Source organism: Rouxiella sp. T17 (assembly GCF_036663475.1).
In the GTDB taxonomy this organism is placed as follows: Bacteria; Pseudomonadota; Gammaproteobacteria; order Enterobacterales; family Enterobacteriaceae; genus Rouxiella.
Genome location: NZ_JAWUEA010000028.1, coordinates 194,278 through 212,307 on the forward strand (window position 1 = coordinate 194,278; position 18,030 = coordinate 212,307).

Here is an 18,030-nt window from a genome sequence, read left to right on the forward strand (position 1 = left end):
AGACGTCGATGAGCGAAATTATTCGTCAGGCTACCGAAGCCGATGCCCCCGAGCTGCACGCCATGCTGCAAAAGGCCTACGCCTCTTTGCAGCAGTACAACGTTCATTTCACCATTACTCGCGCCAGTGTGGATGAAGTCCGTCACGTTATTCGCCGTGAAAGCACCTTTGTGATTGAAACCGATTTAGGCATTACCGCCACCACCACCGTGCGTTTTCCCTGGACCTCTTCGCCCTATTCTTCGCCCGCGCCGTGGCCGTTTATTCATTGGTTTGCCGTGAATGAGCAGGCAAAAGGTCAGGGTTACGGCAGCAAAATTATTAGTCACGTCGAGGAGAATTTTTTACGCGATAGCCTAAAAGCCCCCGCCGTGTATCTCGCTACCGCCATTCATCATCCGTGGCTGACCGCGCTCTACCAGCGTCGCGGCTATGAAGCTTTTCATACCGCCACAAATCCGCTGGGTTCCGAGCTGGTTTATCTGCGCAAAATTCTCAATGCCGAAATTTTCGACGAGCACGAACAGAAAGAGTATGTGCGCACCATCGCTGATTCGCGCGCTCTGGTTTAACTGAATAAGCTGATTTAGCTTCTCAAGCCTTTAAAAGGAATCGTCATGAGCAATAAAAAGCAGCTGCGTTTGGGTGCGATCATTCAAGGGCCTTCGGGCAACATGTCGGCGTGGCGTCATCCCGACGCGGTTGCGGATGCCAGTATTAACGTCGAATTCGTGCAGAATCTGGCGAAAAAGGCCGAGCAGGCAAAGTTTGATTTTCTGTTTGTCGCCGACGGCCTGTACATTACCGCGCAATCGATTCCGCATTTTCTCAACCGTTTCGAGCCGATTACCCTGCTTTCCGCGCTCTCTTTGGTGACCCATAAAATCGGGCTGGTCGCTACGCTGTCAACCTCCTATAGCGAGCCTTTTACCGTCGCCCGACAGTTTGCCAGTCTCGACCATTTGAGCGGCGGTCGCGCCGGTTGGAACGTGGTAACGTCGCCGCTGGAAGGCTCGGCCAAAAACTTTTCGCGTGATAAACATCCCGAACACGACGAGCGTTATCGCATCGCCAGCGAATACTTGCAGGTGGCGAAAGGCCTATGGGATTCGTGGGAAGAGGATGCGTTTGTGCGTAACAAAGCGACCGGCGAGTTTTTTGATGCCAGCAAACTGCACACCTTGAATCATCATGGAAAATATTATTCGGTGCAGGGTCCGCTAAACGTTGGCCGCTCGCCGCAGGGTCGTCCGATCGTGTTTCAGGCGGGCGCGTCGGAGCAAGGCAAGACCTTCGCCGCCGAAGCCGCCGATGCAATTTATACCCGTCAAGAAACCCCCGAGCTGGCGCGCGAATTTTATCAGGATGTAAAACGTCAGCTGGTAGAACGCGGGCGTGATGCGGAAGATATTCGTATTTTCCAGGGCACCAGTGTGATTATTGGCAGCAGCGTTGAAGATGCCGAGCAAAAATATCAGCAAACGGCGCAGCTGGTCACGGTTGAAAAAGCGTTGGAATATCTCGGGCGTTATTTCGAGCATTACGACTTTAGTCAGCATGACCTTGACGCGCCGTTCCCTGAAATTGGCGATTTGGGGCAAAACAGTTTCCGTAGCACCACCGACACGATTAAAAATGACGCCAAGGCGCGCGGCTTGACCTTAAGGCAGGCAGCACTTGAAGCGGCAACGCCTCGCCCCTCTTTCCTGGGCACGGCAGAAGATATCGCCGACGGTTTCGAGCACTGGTTCACCTCAGGCGCGACCGACGGATTTATCGTGCGCGGCGGCACGCCAACGGCGTTTGACGATTTTGTCGAGCAGGTGATCCCGATTCTGCAACAGCGCGGTCTTTATCGCACCGAATACGAAGGCAACACGCTGCGCGAAAATCTTGGCCTGCGCGAGCCAGAAAACCAGTTCGCGGTGCAGGAAGCGGCTCAATCCGAAAAAGTCACGGCCTAAGCTCCAACCCCTTCCTTCGAATCTTTTTGAAGGAAGGGTTACTCTTCTTTATTTACTCCGCCTGGTATCGCACTTCCCGCTGGATCTTTTTGCGTAAGATCTTACGCCATCGCCGGAATTGATAATTTTTTGCCTTTCTTTTTAATTGATGACAAATTTCGGTTCTTTCAAGCGCATTTTTGCACGCTCAACCTCCAGTGTCGAAGCGCGTTTGTCGATGTCGCCGTCTGCGATGACAGGAGGCACTAAGCAATATATCTCAAGATCATGAACGAAACTGAACATTGCCCAGCTGTCCGCTTCCCACTTAATAGGCATATTGATATTGATTAACTTCTTTGCGGCCTGCAAAGTCACCACATATCCGGCAGTAGAACAGGCGGTGCTTACGCGGTAAAAGCTAAGGTGAGGACTCACTGATATAGATTTCGTCGGGCAATAATGTTCTGGTGGTGTTAAAAGATAGACTCGCTCGTTATTATTATATGTGGTTTCAAGCTCTTTTAAAACTTCTAACGTTCGGGTACTGATACGGGCATCGTCTTCAAGTATCAATGCCATTGGCAAATTACCATCAATCATCTTTTTGTAGATTGCCAAGTGGCTTAGCGCACAGCCAATTACACCGAGTGTCATCCTACAGTCAGGATAGTTATCGACGTTACGATTTATATAAGAAAGCTCAAGCGCCGCACCCTCTATGGCATAGAATAACTCCACTTCGAGTCCTAACTCTTTACACTGCGATAAAAGCACGGCTCTTTTATCAAAATCATTCTCAAGGCTTATAACGTATGTTTTCATCAGGTTATTGCATCTTCCCAGGTTTACATCGTGCAATAATTTACCAACACAACGCATTGAATATTCGACAATAAAATATTTTTATATGATAGATTTTTTACATGATAAATAATTTAAATGATAAATAAGGCTACAGAATTTAAAAGTCTATTATAAAATTTAACCCATTAAATTTAATTAAAAATAAGCGGCTTGGTGATTTTTATTTATTTCAAAACCTACTCATTATGTTGTTTTATTTTTATCTAACTTTAATCAGTGTCGCTTACTTTTAATTAAATAAAAAGTCGCCACGCGCAGCAAATTCGCTAAAGTAATTACAGCGTAGATTTTAATTAAATGAACAAACAGACAAGCTGGCGAGTATTATTACATCGTTGATTAATTAAGATAAATACATTTATCCTTAAATCCTGCCATGTTAAAAACATTGAAATTAAGAAGGGAAACTACAAAGAGAAATAAAAAGATTCAAAAACAAAAAACCCCGCAAGCGCGAGGTTTAGGTTTACAGCTCAATCTGGGTGAAGCATCACATCATCGGTTTGATGTGCCTATCAATCAACAGATTCGTTTTCTCGTCGATTGGTATCTCAGGGCAAGAACCGCAATAACCAATCAGGTACCAATTTCCGTCTGCGCATTTCTCAGGGCAGACTTTATAGCGTTCGTTCTGCACGCCATACAGTTCTGCCTTCGCCTGTGCCAACTCCCCCGCTTCATCTCCGCGGAAGAACAGTGAAAATTGATGATTTTCATCGACATGTTTTTGTCCGTGGCGGCTTCCGCCCAGAAGCAAATAATGATATTCAGACATTATTTCTTCCTCCTCCTAGCATTTGATTGAATGTCGTTACAGCCCTTTTCACCGGATACACTCTCATTTTTAAATCAGAATCTTAAAAAACACTCTTTAAAAACTTACTTTGAAAACTTTCTTCAAAAGAATGCGGCATTTCTAAACAAACAATCTGGGCAACGAAAGCGCTCAAACACTAGATTGGCGCCAAATTCTGCCCTAATCAAAGTATAGGACAGATCACAATTGTCATGAGGCTTAGCAACATAAATGTGACGATTATCACGTTAATAATTTGTACTCCTCTGCTGATACATTAGCAAGGGGTTGAGGCCACTTTTTTGCAGATTTTTTGAACAATTTGCAAGTTTAAGAATAGTTCGTTTTAACTCAACGAGCTACCCGATCACTTTTATGAGTTAACTGAACGTTTCGGAGACAATCGGTGCTTCCAAAGGCAGAAAACGGCTGATTTCAGGGCCGTAGCCATTTACAGTCAACTCACCGTTTTTCACTTCAATCATGGCAAACGGCAGGCGATCGGCCCCATCCACCATCCCTTTGAGGGTGATGAAATCCGTATTGCCGATTCTGGCATAGTTCCCCTCGTGGTCATGACCGGCAAAATAAGCGCGCACCTGATAACGGCACAGCAACTCAACCAACTGCTCACAGTTCCACAAGTTATGGCGGTTGTCTGGCGCCAACGGATAATGGCCAAACACCAAAACGGTTTCATTTTGCCGCTTCGCCTGCTGCAAGGTTTGCTCAATCCACTCCAGCTGGCGAAGCCCTACCGCGCCGTTCCAGGGCTGCGCCTGAGGTCGCTGCTCTTCTTCAAGTACGTTTAACATTGCTCTGGCCTGCTGGTGCTGCTCGCCATTGCCGGCATTGCAGTACAGACTCAGATCGTTGCCGTCAATTACGATAAATCGGTAACCTGACTGGCTAAACTGATAATAACTCTTGGGTAATCCTGCAACCGGCACCTGCTGCGCAAGATGTTCGCTAATCACCTGCGCGTCGTGATTGCCAATCACCACGGCGTGCGGATGACGCAAGGCTTCGTAAACGGACATCACGGCGGCAAAACTTTCCCACTCTCTGTCGACCAAATCACCCAGCGTGACCACAAATTCCAGCCGATGATCGTTGAGTTCGGTAATCGCTTTCTCGAGCTTGCACAGACTGTTGCGATAAAAACGGAGATGCGTGACGCCCGGTTCGGCATCGGCATACTGCGGGTCGGCAATCAGCCCAAAGCGCAGCGTGGTATTCGAGTGAGGTGTTTCCGCCAGCGTTGGCGGGCTGTATAAGACGCTAACATGGCCGAGTTTCTGCTGCTGTTCGAGGGTTAATGGAATCGTCATAATCAATCTCCTGCTTAACGGATGCCGACTCACGGCGAAGCAACGCATGATGGGCATAAGCTAACCAGCCGAGATGACGGATTTATGAAGAATTTATAAAGGAAAGATGATGACGACAAGACGGCGGGGAAAACTGCGCCTCGTCGTTGTGAAATTTCTGACGAGGCGCGGGTGAATCATGACTAATAGTTTAACTTAATTCATAAAGGTATAAGGCTTGTAGAAATCCTGGCCAAGCCACTGATAGCTTTCAGGCACGGTTTTCAAACGCTGATGCACATAGCTTGATGCCGCGTTGACATCGCCTTTACCGCTATAGACGGCGTATTGCGGATACGGATAAACCGGACGCGAAGCCGCGTTAGGAGCCAGTGTTTCAAGCTGCAAACCTTGATCTATCGGCTTCATACCTTTTGGTGGCATGCCTTTTGGTAAATCCTTGCCGCCCGTCGGCTGACCAAAACCGGTCGACGCCTGTTGCGCGGCCTGATAAGTCACGATGGCGTCAGGAGCCTGACTTTTTTCGACCCAATTCATCATCGGACTAAGCAGGTCAAGCTGGCTCGGACCTTCGCCGCCGGAACAGTGATGCATGCCCGGCACCAGATAAAGACGCTCGAATTTATCACGCGTCGCCGCGCCCATCACGCTGCCAACCGCCTGATGATAAGCCACCGAGTTCAACGGCGAAATATGCGGATCGGCCCAGCCGTGCCAGATAATCAGCTTGCCGCCCGCCTCGTTAAAAGCTTTCAAATCCGGGTTGGTCGCGTCATATAAAGGATGCAGTTTTGCCAGCTCGGCAAAGGCCGCCTTGGTGAAACGCACATCTTTCAGCGTAAAATCTTTTGCAGGATTCTTTACATAGTTAAGATATTTCAAAGAAGAGATGGCAATGGTTTGGCTGAAAATGCCATCGTCAGCTTTTTCTGGCACAAACACGCCCGCCCAAGCCAGCTCTGAACCCGGCATTGGCCCGCTGATCGTCAGCTTTTCGCCGGTGTCTGGATCACGCGGTCCGTCATACAGTTTTTTCAGAGTGGTGACTTCAGCAGCTGACAGACAGTTTTTAGTGTCAGTGCTTCCGGCCTTGCAGCTCAGGACCTGTGGATCAAAATGACAGCTTTGCGGATCAGAGATAAGCCCGTCGCGCTGGCCGTCCTGCGCGTCGCACTGCGCCAGCACGGCCTGATGAATCAACGGCAGGCGTGACGCTACAATAACAGCCTTGCCATCCGGACCGGTATTGGAAAGCGCCTGCCACGCGTGATAAACCGCGTTTTGCACCTGGAAGTTCATCGCCGCAGCACCGGCAATCACCCCATTAAAATCATGAGGATAACGCTGAGCTTCCATTAGCGCCTCGCGGCCGCCGTCTGAACATCCGTTAAAGTAGGAATAACGAGGCTGCTGGCCGTAATAGGTGGCGATCAGCTGCTTCGCCACCAGCGCAGTCAAATGCTGGCTGCGATAGGCAAAATCGACGCGCTTTTGCGGATTCTTACCAAAATCAGCTTCCTGCATGGTGTGACCCATATCGGTCGCGGCGATGGCAAAACCGTTGGCATTTAACGGCGTACAGCCTGCTGCCGCGCCAATTTGCAGGCCAATATTGCCACACAGTCCGCCGCAGCCGATTTGCATGTAACGCTGCACCCAACTGTCGGCTGGCAATAACACTTTAAAACCGATAGTCGGCTTTAACTGCCCTTCTATTTGGCAGAACGAAGCACCGTTTTGCTTGACCTCTTTGGCTGAGGTCACGCGACTTCCCGCGCCGCCAATCGATGACAAATCTGCCTGAGTCAGCGTCGAACAGGCGACGACAGGTTTAACCGCAGGCAAGGTCACGCCTCCGGTGGCTGTTACATTTGACTCGGCACGATTTGTTACAGGTTGCGCGGCTGCGCTTGGTGAAGTGGCGGCGAAACTGCTACCGCAGGCGATCACCAGCGACAACGTAGCCAGACTTTGGCCTAGCGCTTTAAAAACTTGTAAACTCATAAACACCCTTCCTTGATGGGTTATGTTATTTGCCAACAATTATATGAACTTTGAAACAATATAATCATAGCCTTTTATCGGCTCACGGTAATTTTTCTTACAGCGCATGAAACAAAGTGTGAATGGATTATTAATTAACGCCGCAAACCCGTTATTTCAGCCACGCTTTGTCTTCTCTCCTTAATATATTTCGGCGCAATCTTTGCGATTTCTTTACACTCCCCTTTTTTAAGCCAAACTCGTCAGAAGGTATATCAGCGACCAAGAATTTTTTTATCGTCTCAAATCAACAAATTAACCTCCATCTCGGCTTGAGTCTGCTTAAAGCAAAAAAGGACCTCACAGTAACTTCACAATTAAATAAAATAATATATTTCAATGAGTTAAAAGCCAACCCGCTTACTTCCCCCTCCTTGACCGCCTCATCATTTAGATATATCGTAATTTTGCTACTGTAAACTTAAAATATGCGTACTCACACGGACGATTAATTATTTGCCGACTTTAAATCAAGACCGCTTTTAATAGAGGCTCATAGCTTTTAAGAAAGGATTACCCCTTCTTTTTATGGCTTTATTTTTAAGCCCTTTAGTTCTGTTTTCATTTAAAAGTCCGTGGCTAATAAAAGTGCGTGGCGAAAAATACGCCGCCTCAGGGATTGTTGTAAGCCGAAACGAATTCACTCTATTAATTTGGACTCTCGCTATGCCATTACGCATGTTGTGTGTTTTAACGTTAATTGGCCTCTCCGGCCTTAGCCTTACCGGCTGTCATGATTCCACCACTCAGGAAAAACCCGCGCCCACTCAGGTCGGCGTAGTGACCTTAAAGGGCCAATTTTTTACCTATTCCAGTGATTTAACGGGCCGAACCACCGCCACCCTTACCTCCAGCGTACTGCCTCAGGTTGGCGGCATTATTCAAAAACGTCTATTCAAGGAAGGCGACGAAGTTAAAGCCGGCCAGCCGCTGTATCAAATTGATCCGTCGAGCTATAAAGCGACTTACGATCAGGCCGCCGCCGCGCTGCAAAGTGCCAAGGCGCTGGTGATTGCCGACTGCCAAAAAGCGCGTCGTTATTCGATTCTGGTTAAGGAACAGGGCATTTCCCAACAGGACGCCGAAGACGCCACCGCCACCTGCGGAGAAGACAAGGCGAGCGTTGCCGAAAAGGCCGCCGCGCTTGAGTCTGACAAAATCAACCTCGACTGGACCCGCGTTAACGCACCAATTTCTGGGCGGATTGGCATCTCAACCGTGACGCCGGGCGCGTTGGTCACCGCCGATCAAACCACCGCGCTGACGACCATTACCGCGCTCGACAGCATGTATGTCGATTTAACGCGTTCCAGCGTTGACCTGCTCGAGCTGCGCAAACGCGCGCTGGCGACCAACAGTAATACGCTTTCTGTTGTGCTGACGCTGGAAGATGGCTCGACCTATGCCGAAAAAGGCAAACTTGAGCTGACCGAAGTTTCCGTCGATGAAGCTACCGGCTCCGTCACGCTGCGCGCCGTGTTCCCTAACCCGCAACACCTGTTGCTGCCGGGCATGTTTGTTCACGCCAGCGTTGATGAGGGAGTGATTGAAAACGCGATTCTTGCGCCACAGCAGGCGATTATTCGTGACCCGAAAGGCAATGCGACGGCGTTGGTCGTTGATGCCAACAATAAAGTGGTGCTGCGAAATGTGGTCACCAGCACGCCATCGGGTCAGGATTATTTAATCCTTAACGGGCTGCAAGCAGGTGATCGCGTGATTGTCGAAGGCACCAGCAAAGTCAACGCGGGTGACGTCGTCAAACCGGTTGAAAGCACGCTAAATGCTAAGCCAGCCGCAACTAGCACCACACAGGGAGCGGCCTGATGTTCTCCAGCTTTTTTGTTCGCCGCCCCGTTTTTGCCTGGGTTATCGCTTTATTAATCATGATGGCGGGAATAATCGCCATTAAATCAATGGCCGTCGCGCAGTATCCCGAGGTTGCACCGCCGTCAGTAAGGATCAAGGCGACCTACACGGGCGCCTCGGCACAAACTATCGAAAACAGCGTGACACAGGTTATCGAGCAGCAGCTTACCGGCCTCGATAACTTGCTCTATTTTACCTCCACCAGCTCCTCGTCGGGCACCGTGCAGATTACCGTCAGCTTTAAGCTCGGGACTAACGCCGATACCGCGCAGGTTCAGGTGCAGGACAAACTCCAGCAGGCAGAATCGCGCCTACCGGAAGAGGTGCAGGAAGCCGGTCTGACGGTGACCAAATCTCAGTCCGACTTCCTGATGATCATGTCGCTGTATGACAAGACCAACAAAGCGACCAGCAATGATATTGCCGACTGGCTGGTCAGTAACATGCAGGATCCGCTGGCGCGCGTGTCCGGCGTAGGTAACCTCAACGTGTTCGGCAACCAGTATGCGATGCGAATCTGGCTGAATCCGACCAAGCTGGCCTCTTACTCGCTGATGCCTTCCGACGTCGAAACGGCGATCACCGCGCAAAATATTCAGCTTTCCGCGGGCAGCATCGGCTCGTCGCCGACCTCTTCTACCCAACAAATTACCGCGACGGTACAGGCCGAATCGCGGCTGCAAACGCCGGATCAGTTCCGCAATATAATCGTAAAAAGCCAGGCAGACGGCTCAGTGGTGCGCATCGGCGACGTTGCGCGCGTTGAAATGGGCAGTCAGGATTATATCGCCTCGTCGCGCCTGAACGGACACCCTGCCGCGGGCGTCGCCGTGATGCTGGCCGCCGGTGCCAACGCGCTCGATACCGCCAACGCCGTGAAAGCGACCATCGAGAAATATCGCAGCAGCATGCCTGCCGGTTATGACGTTGCCTACCCGAAAGACACCACCGAATTTATCAAGCTGTCGATTCAGGACGTAGTCGAAACTCTGCTGATCGCCATCGCGCTGGTCATCGCCGTGATGTACCTGTTCCTGCAAAACATCCGCGCCACGCTAATCCCTGCGCTGGCGGTGCCGGTCGTTCTGCTTGGCACGTTCGGCGTGCTGTCGGCGCTGGGTTATACCATCAACACGTTGACCTTATTTGCGATGGTGCTCGCCATCGGCTTGCTGGTCGATGACGCCATTGTTGTGGTCGAAAACGTCGAACGTATCATGAGCGAAGAAGGGCTCAAGGCGCGGGCGGCGACGGAAAAATCGATGGGCGAAATCTCGGGCGCGCTGGTGGCGATTGCCGTGGTGCTGTCGGCGGTATTCTTGCCCATGGCCTTCTTTGGCGGCTCGACGGGCGTCATTTATCGCCAGTTTTCCGTCACGCTGATTTCCGCGATGGCGCTGTCAGTCGTGGTCGCGCTGACACTCACGCCCGCCCTTTGCGGCTCCTTGTTGCGTCATAGCAAGCCTCATAACAAAGGCTTCTTCGGCGGCTTTAACCGCATTTATTCCAGCACCGAACATCGGTATAAGCACGGCGTGCTGAAAGGCCTGCGTCGTCCGGCGATCATGATGATTGGCTACGCCGCGCTGGCGGGCGCGATGGGCATGCTGATGCTGCACTTACCGACCAGCTTCCTGCCGAACGAGGATCAGGGACAGGTCATGGTGCAGTTCACCCTGCCCGCCGGGGCCTCGATTAATCGCACCAATCAGGTCAATACCGAAGTCACCAACTGGTTCCTGAATCAGGAGAAAGCCAATACCGACGTGGTGTTTTCTATCACCGGCTTTAACTTTAGCGGCAACGGCGACAACGTCGGCATGGCGTTTGTGGCGCTGAAAGACTGGGACAAACGTCCGGGCGCGAATAATACCGCGCAGGCGATCGTCGAACGGGCCAATAAAGAGTTGGCAAAAGTGACCGATGCGAAAGTAATCGCCATGACGCCGCCTGCGGTGTCGGGGATGGGTCAAAGCAACGGTTTCACCTTCGAGCTGATGTCGGCGGGCGGCACCAGTCACGATGACCTGCTGAAAATGCGCGATCAGCTGATTGCCGAGGCCAATAAAAGTCCTGAACTGCAATCTGTACGCGCCGCCGATTTACCGGAAACGCCACAGTTAAAAGTGAATATCGATAATAACAAAGCCGTCGCGCTGGGACTGGATCTCAGCGATGTTACCGCCACCTTGAGCAGCGCGTGGGGCGGAACCTACGTCGATGACTTTATCGATCGCGGCCGTGTAAAAGAAGTCTATATCATGGGCGACAGCCAGTTCCGTTCGCAGCCCAGCGACCTGAATAAATGGTTTGTGCGCGGCACCAACAGCAGCGGCGACAGCGTAATGACGCCCTTCTCCTCCTTCGCGACGACGCAGTGGTCTTATGGTCCGCAGACGTTGACCCGCTATAACGGCGTCACGGCTTTCGAGATCGACGGTGAAAACACCAGCGGCTACAGCTCGGGCGCGGCGATGGATAAAATGGCCGAACTGGCCGGAAAACTGCCTAAAGGCTCGACCTTCGCGTGGAGCGGCCTCTCTCTTCAACAGCAGTTGGCGAGCGGGCAAACCGGCATTCTGTACGCTATCTCTATTATGGTGGTGTTCCTTTGTTTAGCCGCGCTCTATGAAAGCTGGTCGGTGCCCTTCTCGGTCATTCTGGTGATTCCGCTCGGCATTTTGGGTGCGTCGCTCGCGGCTTCGCTGCGCGGACTCAACAACGATATTTACTTCCAGGTGGCGCTGTTGACCACTATTGGACTGTCGTCGAAAAACGCCATTCTGATCGTTGAATTTGCCGAAGCGGCGGTTAAGCAAGGGATGACGCTTTCTGCGGCGGCAATTTCAGCGGCGAAAACCCGTCTGCGCCCTATCCTCATGACTTCTATCGCCTTTATTGCCGGCGTAATGCCACTGGCGCTCTCTACCGGCGCGGGTGCCAACAGCCGAATCGCGATTGGTACCGGGATTATTGGCGGTACGGTGACGGCAACATTACTGGCTATTTTCTTTGTGCCGCTTTTCTTTGTGCTGGTGAAACACTTCTTCACTCGCCGTGATCATTCCGAGGAGTAATGAATGTTTGAGCCTAAGCATTTCTGTCGTTTAAGTATTATCACCCTGTCAATGTTATTGGCAGGCTGTATCTCGCTGGACCCACACTATCAGCGCCCGGCTCCGGCGGTGCCAACCGTTTGGCCGCAGCAGGGAAAAAGCGTCGCCGCGACCACCGTTTTAACTGACTGGCAGCATGTCATTGCCGATCAGCGACTAAATAAAGTGGTTGAACGCGCGCTGGTCAGCAACCGCGATTTGCAGGAGGCGATTGCCGACATTGAGGCCGCGCGCGCCCTGTACGGCGAAGAACGCGCGGCGCTGTTCCCAACCGTTGACGCCGAACTGACGCATACTCGCAGCCGCACCGCGAGTGAAGGCATCAGCAGTTCTTCAGAGGCCAACGGCAGCGTCAGCAGCTTTGAGCTCGACCTCTTTGGTCGTAATCGCAGTCTGGCGCGAGCGGCGAAAGAGACCTGGCTTGCCAGTGAAGCCACGGCGCAGAACACCCGCATTACGTTAGTTTCCGAAACTACCACCGCGTGGATAACGCTTGCAGCGGACAACAGTAATCTGGCGTTAGGTAAGCAGACGATGGCGAGCGCCGCCGATACGCTGCGTATCACTCAGTTGCAACTTAAAGAAGGCACGGCCGCCGCCGGTGACGTGAGTTCTGCAATGACGACTTATCAGCAGGCGCGCGCCAGCGTGGCGAGTTATCAGACGCTGGTCGCACAGGACATTAACGCCTTGAATTTGCTGGTCGGCGAAACGGTGCCTGCCAACCTGCTGCCTGAAACTATTGAAACGCTGTCACCGCAGGCGATCGCTATTGTTCCGGCGGGCACCTCGTCGACACTCTTATTGCGTCGTCCTGATGTTGTCGAAGCCGAGCACAATCTGTTGAGTGAAAACGCCGACATTGGCGCCGCGCGGGCTAATTTCTTCCCGACGATTTCGTTAACTGCCAGCGCGGGTGTCGGCAGCAGCTCGCTCTCGAGCCTGTTCAGTCACGGCGCGAACGTCTGGTCATTTGCCCCTAGCGTGACCTTGCCGTTGTTCACCGGCGGCAGCAATCTTGCGCAGTTGCATTACGCACAGGCCGAGAAAAAGGGTTTGGTCGCCGCGTATCAGAAGGCGATTCAGACTGCGTTTGAAGACGTCGCCAACGCGCTGGCCCGCCGAAATACGCTTGATGAGCAGTTAGACGCCCAGCAGCAGGCGGTGGCGTCTGCGCAACGCAGCTTTGATTTGGCGAAACGCAGTTATGAAGTCGGAACGGGGGATTATTTAACCGTGTTAACAGACCAAAGGACTTTGTGGTCCACGCAGCTTGACCTTGTATCCTTACAGGAGATTGATTATGAAAATCGTATTACGTTGTGGGAGTCTATAGGAGGAGGAGTTTGATTTTGGAAATCTAATGGCAAATTTTTTTAGGTCAAAAGCATGCGCTTCGCTTACTGCGCGGCGCTAAGCTTGACCGAGCCATTGCGGTCTTTAAGGTCAACTGCATGCGCTTCGCTTACTGCGCGGCGGCGCAGACCGCCCAAAAGGTATGCCAAGGCGCATACCCTTTGGAATCCCGCGCCTTTTTTTCCACAGCTGCAACTTGAGAGCTGAAAAAGTGAGATCTTTCCAGCGACTTCAAAGTGTGGCGTAGGTCGCGGCGCTTCGCGCTCCCGTCACTTCCCTCAGAAGCCAAAAACGTCTTCTTCACTTCGCTCCGCGCCGCCCCAATACCGCCAAATACAGCCTTAAAAGAAAAAACGGATACTTTTAAGCGGTCAAAGGCCGATCCTTCAACCTAAAACTTATTGTTTGAGGGATCGGTTTTTGACCGCCTAAGAGTTATCGGTTTTTCTTTTGAAACTATTATTGGCGGGATCGGGGCGGCGCTGAGTGGAGTGATTTGAGACGTATTTGGCTCAAATCCGTAATGAAGGAATGGCGAAGCCGCGCGACCTACGCCACACACTGTGATAACTGGAAAGATCTCCCTTTCTCGTCCTCAAGTTGCAACTTTGGAAAAAAAGCGCGGGATTCTCAAGGGTGTTCGCTTAGGAACATCCTTGAGGCGGTCTGCGCCGCCGCGCAGTAAGCGAAGCGCATGCCGTTAAATTTGAATTTGAATTTAAAGTCAAAGACCTGGAATCTAAAAAAATTGCCTTTAGATTCCAAATCTAAAATCAGGATTCGATCCAACTCGTCTGCGCATTAGTAAACTCACGAATACCAAAGTGTGATAATTCACGCCCAAAACCACTCTTTTTAACACCGCCAATCGGGACTCTTGGGTCAGAGAAACTTGGAGAGTTAATAAACATCCCGCCAGTGTAAATCTGCTTCGCCAAGGCTCTGGCTGCCTCAATGTCACGGCTCCACAGGCTTCCCGCCAAACCAAACTCGGAATCATTAGCCATGCTGACCGCGTGTGCAGCGTCTTTGGCAACAATCAGGGAAGCCACCGGGCCAAACAACTCTTGTGTGAAGCTGGTCATGCCGGGCTTAACGTTGCCTAAAACTGTAGGCGCGTAATAATTGCCTTCGCCGGAAATAGGCTCGCCGCCAAGCAATAATGTTGCACCTTCAGAAAGCGTGGCTTTGACCTGACCGTCCAGCTCGTCGCGGAGATCGAAACGCGCCATTGGGCCGAGATAAGTATTTTCTTCACGCGGATCGCCGATTTTCAACGCTTTAACAGCCGCCAAGAACTTCTCGGTAAATTCGGCCATGACGGATTCTGCCACGATGATTCGTTTGGCAGAAACACAAATCTGACCGTTATTCAGGAATCGTCCGGCAATCGCACCCTGCACGGCGGCGTCGATATCAGCGTCGGCTAAAACGATGAACGCATCAGAACCGCCCAGTTCCATCACGCATTTTTTCAGCGCAGCGCCCGCCATAGAAGCAATCGCAGCACCGGCACGCACACTGCCAGTCAACGTGATCGCGGCAATACGGTCGTCTTTGATACTCTGTGCAACGGCAGTGTTATCTGCATTATAAACGTCAAACAAACCCTGTGGACAACCTGCTTCAGTGACAACGTCACGCAGTAAATAAGCTGAACCCATGACGTTTGGCGCCGGTTTTAGCAGGTAACTGTTGCCTGCCAGAATAATTGGCACCGCGCCACGCAGCACCTGCCAGATTGGGAAGTTCCAAGGCATAACAGAAAGCACCGGACCCAACGGCAAATAGTTGACCCACGCTTTATCATTTTCAACTAACGTCGGCTCAGGAGCCAACATGGCAGGACCCTGCTCGGCGTACCATTCGCACAGTTTGGCGCTTTTCTCGACTTCGGCCAGTGCCTGAGTAATCGGCTTGCCCATCTCCAGCGTCATCATTTCGCCCAGTGCGCGCGCATGTTTACGCAGACCTTGCGCGATGTTCAGCAGCAGTTCAACGCGTTCGCTCATCGCGGTGTTTTTCCAGCTATCGAAAGCCGTGCGCGTGCACTGCAAGGCAGCATCAACCTCGGCTGCGGTCGCAAACGGATACTGTTTTACCAGCTCGCCCGTCGTTGGGTTACGCGAAAATGCGCCCACTGGAGCCGTCTGAGTTGCCGTTGTTCTTTCTGTTGTCGCTAATGAAGCTGAATTTGAATTTGTCATCTTGGCCACCTGTTTAATAAGGATGAGGACTTTCTTTTCGAAACTGCTATCTGCTGACAAGAGTAAGCTTGTTAAAGCGTTTTGAAAAATGAATAATAATGAAAATAACCGTCTCAATATGAGAAGGATTGTTTTGATAAAGATTGGTTTTATAAAGATTGGTTTGAAACGTCTTGGCAGGAGGTAAATCGTGGACTTGACCCAGCTTGAAGTATTCGTTGCCGTCGCCGATGAAGGTAGCGTCACCGCCGCAGCCGATAAAATGCATCGCGTGCCGTCAAATATTTCTACCCGTATCAAACAGTTGGAAGAAGAACTGGGCACGCCGCTGTTTCATCGCGAGAAACTGCGGCTGCACATTTCCGATCCGGGCAAGACGTTTTTAAACTATGCGCGGCGCATTCTGGCACTGGCCGAAGAGGCAAAACAGAGCGTTTCGGGGCAAAAACCCAACGGAATATTCACGTTGGGCGCGATTGAAAGCTGCGCCGCCGTACACATTCCGCCGGTTCTATCGCGCTATCATCAGGCTTATCCCGACGTAGAACTCGACCTTTCAACCGGTCCGTCTGGCGATATGATCGACGGAATTTTAGCGGGACAATACAGCGCTGCCTTTGTCGATGGTCCACCAAAACATCCCGAACTTGAAGGCGTTCCGGCATTTGATGAGGAGATGGTATTAATTTCGGCGCTGAATCACCCAACCGTTAGCCGTGCGCGGGATATTTCAGGATCGACGATTTACGCCTTCCGCGCCAACTGCTCTTATCGCCGCCTGTTTGAAAACTGGTTTGCGCAGGACAACGCCGTACCCGGCAAAATTTACGAGATGGAGTCGTACCACGGTATTGTCGCCTGCGTCACGGCGGGCGCGGGATTGGCGCTAGTGCCGGCCAGCATGCTCGCCAGTATGCCGGGCAAATCGGGTGTGAAAATCTATCCGTTGGGCGACGAAATGGGCAAAATAAAAATCTGGCTGATGTGGCGCAAAGGAGCCGCATCAGCCAATCAACGCGCGATGGTAAGCCTGCTAGAGGCTCAATCCGCGCGTTGAGGTACAGAGTTAATTAGATACCTCGTTGGTTAATAACTACGTTAAAAGCTTGTGCATCAGGAAAATTTCTCGAGCGGACAAGCGTTTACTGACTGTTTTTAACTAACAGGTTTTAATTGAATGAAAGGAATTTATTGCACTTCTTCATGGAAGGCGGCGGTGCGCATTTTCCAGTACGCAGAGGTACGGATGGCGTTCACGTCATGGCCCTTTTCTTCCACGAAAATATTTCGTAGCGCCTTGATGATGGAGGCTTCGGCGGCGCACCACACAAAACCTTCACCTGCGGCGAGCTGATGTTGATTTGCCCACTCAATCAACTGCTCAGAAGAGTCTACCCAGATGATTTCTGCGTCAGCCTGAGTCGGGAATTCACGGCGGTCCTGTGGATTATTGGCCAGCGCCACGACAGTCACGCGAGCACCGGCCGGTAACTCTTCCAGACGACGGGAAATAGCCGGGAATGCCGTTTCATCGCCAAACATCAGCTGCCATTGATAGTCCATCGGAATCACACGCGAGCCGCGCGGCCCACCAATCTTGGCGATGTCACCCACTTTGACCTTTTCAGCCCAATCATTGGCCGGCCCTTCGCCATGCATCGCGAACTCGACCACCAGCTCTTTTTTCTCGTTGCTGTAGCTTCTTGGGGTGTAATCGCGCATCGCGGGTTCGTCGGTGCCGTTATCAAAGAAAAATTTAATGTGGTCGTCGAAAGAGGAGCTGATAAACGTGTCGAGCGAATCACCGCTCAGGATAATACGTTTGAAATTTGGGCTGATTTCTTCAACGCTGACAACGTCGAGCGTGCGGCGAACAATTTCGTGGCGGATGTGCTGTACGCGGCTAGTGGAGGTGTTATCGGTCATGGTAAGATGTTTCCGCTTAGTTGATATTATCAACAATCTAAATTTTATAGGAGACAATGTCAACTAATGACCGACTCACCCAATGAAGATGTGATGTGGATTATGCACATGATCATGCATCGCTACCGCGCCAAACAGTTTGAGCTGCTGCGTGACGGCAACTACGACATCACGCACATGGAAGCCAAAGTTTTAAGCTATGTTGGCCGCCATCCGGGCGCGATGCAAGGAGAGTTGTCACGCTTCATGGAGAGAGATAAAGCCCAATTAGCCAGATTAATCAAAGGGCTGCGCGATAAATCTCTAGTAATCAGCGAGATGGATCCAGATGATCGCCGCAGCGTGCGGTTGACCCTCACCGACGCCGGTAATCACATCAGAACTATCATGAAACGCGAAGGCAAACGCTTGACCGAGCTTGGCGTTTCCGGCTTGAGCGAAGAAGAGCACCAGCAGTTACTTAAGTTGGTGCACAAGGTTTATGAGAATTTCGAATGAAAGCTTTTCAAATGAAAGACTTTCGAATAAAAAAACCTATGACTCGAAAGTCATAGGCTCCACAAGTGGGATAAAAAT

Annotated in this window: 13 protein-coding genes; 7 read left to right on the forward strand and 6 right to left on the reverse strand. The window is 51.3% G+C overall.

From position 1 onward, the window contains the following. Nucleotides 1-8: 8 nt before the first annotated feature. Nucleotides 9-572 (forward strand): GNAT family N-acetyltransferase, encoded by a 564-nt coding sequence (locus SC206_RS09930; protein ID WP_332736680.1) that lies wholly within the window; start codon nucleotides 9-11, stop codon nucleotides 570-572. A 45-nt stretch (nucleotides 573-617) separates the two neighbouring features. Further along, nucleotides 618-1,964, forward strand: a complete 1,347-nt coding sequence (locus SC206_RS09935; RefSeq protein ID WP_332736683.1) for an LLM class flavin-dependent oxidoreductase — start codon at nucleotides 618-620, stop codon at nucleotides 1,962-1,964. A 141-nt stretch (nucleotides 1,965-2,105) separates the two neighbouring features. Here the strand turns inward: SC206_RS09935 and SC206_RS09940 are convergent, their stop codons facing one another. The 4 genes from SC206_RS09940 to SC206_RS09955 all read right to left on the reverse strand — a co-directional run bounded on the left by SC206_RS09940 (nucleotide 2,106) and on the right by SC206_RS09955 (nucleotide 6,941). Further along, the gene (locus SC206_RS09940) at nucleotides 2,106-2,768 is read right to left on the reverse strand and encodes a glycosyltransferase family 25 protein (RefSeq protein ID WP_332736685.1); all 663 of its coding nucleotides are present in this window, start codon (nucleotides 2,766-2,768) and stop codon (nucleotides 2,106-2,108) included. Nucleotides 2,769-3,300: 532 nt separating this feature from the next. Beyond that, nucleotides 3,301-3,585, reverse strand: coding sequence for a hypothetical protein (locus tag SC206_RS09945; protein WP_332736687.1), 285 nt, complete (start codon nucleotides 3,583-3,585; stop codon nucleotides 3,301-3,303). A gap of 401 nt (nucleotides 3,586-3,986) precedes the next feature. Continuing rightward, on the reverse strand, nucleotides 3,987-4,937 hold the full coding sequence (locus SC206_RS09950; protein ID WP_332736689.1) for a metallophosphoesterase: 951 nt from the start codon (nucleotides 4,935-4,937) through the stop codon (nucleotides 3,987-3,989). A gap of 195 nt (nucleotides 4,938-5,132) precedes the next feature. After that, nucleotides 5,133-6,941, reverse strand: coding sequence for a tannase/feruloyl esterase family alpha/beta hydrolase (locus SC206_RS09955; protein ID WP_332736691.1), 1,809 nt, complete (start codon nucleotides 6,939-6,941; stop codon nucleotides 5,133-5,135). Nucleotides 6,942-7,646: 705 nt separating this feature from the next. Here SC206_RS09955 and SC206_RS09960 point away from each other — a divergent pair. The 3 genes from SC206_RS09960 to SC206_RS09970 are packed head-to-tail and all read left to right on the forward strand — an operon-like array spanning nucleotide 7,647 to nucleotide 13,315. Further along, nucleotides 7,647-8,807, forward strand: a complete 1,161-nt coding sequence (locus tag SC206_RS09960; protein ID WP_442976060.1) for an efflux RND transporter periplasmic adaptor subunit — start codon at nucleotides 7,647-7,649, stop codon at nucleotides 8,805-8,807. Beyond that, a complete protein-coding gene (locus SC206_RS09965; RefSeq protein ID WP_332736693.1) occupies nucleotides 8,807-11,926 on the forward strand; it encodes an efflux RND transporter permease subunit in 3,120 nt (1,039 codons plus the stop codon). Before SC206_RS09960 ends, SC206_RS09965 begins: the two co-directional genes overlap by 1 nt. A gap of 3 nt (nucleotides 11,927-11,929) precedes the next feature. Beyond that, nucleotides 11,930-13,315: an efflux transporter outer membrane subunit gene (locus SC206_RS09970; protein ID WP_332736695.1), complete on the forward strand. Its 1,386-nt coding sequence runs from the start codon at nucleotides 11,930-11,932 to the stop codon at nucleotides 13,313-13,315. A 779-nt stretch (nucleotides 13,316-14,094) separates the two neighbouring features. On the opposite strand, the gene SC206_RS09975 is transcribed toward SC206_RS09970, so the two are convergent. Beyond that, nucleotides 14,095-15,528: an aldehyde dehydrogenase family protein gene (locus SC206_RS09975; protein WP_332736696.1), complete on the reverse strand. Its 1,434-nt coding sequence runs from the start codon at nucleotides 15,526-15,528 to the stop codon at nucleotides 14,095-14,097. Between the two features lie 190 nt (nucleotides 15,529-15,718). Between SC206_RS09975 and ptrR the strand changes: the two genes are divergently transcribed. Continuing rightward, entirely contained in the window at nucleotides 15,719-16,585 is an 867-nt protein-coding gene (ptrR, locus tag SC206_RS09980) for a putrescine utilization regulator PtrR (protein WP_332736698.1), read from the forward strand. Nucleotides 16,586-16,716: 131 nt separating this feature from the next. Here ptrR and SC206_RS09985 read toward each other — a convergent pair whose 3' ends face one another. Continuing rightward, complete coding sequence (locus SC206_RS09985) at nucleotides 16,717-17,454, reverse strand: siderophore-interacting protein (RefSeq protein ID WP_332736700.1); 738 nt, start codon at nucleotides 17,452-17,454, stop codon at nucleotides 16,717-16,719. A 66-nt stretch (nucleotides 17,455-17,520) separates the two neighbouring features. Between SC206_RS09985 and SC206_RS09990 the strand changes: the two genes are divergently transcribed. Continuing rightward, on the forward strand, nucleotides 17,521-17,952 hold the full coding sequence (locus tag SC206_RS09990; RefSeq protein WP_332736702.1) for a MarR family winged helix-turn-helix transcriptional regulator: 432 nt from the start codon (nucleotides 17,521-17,523) through the stop codon (nucleotides 17,950-17,952). Nucleotides 17,953-18,030: the final 78 nt, after the last annotated feature.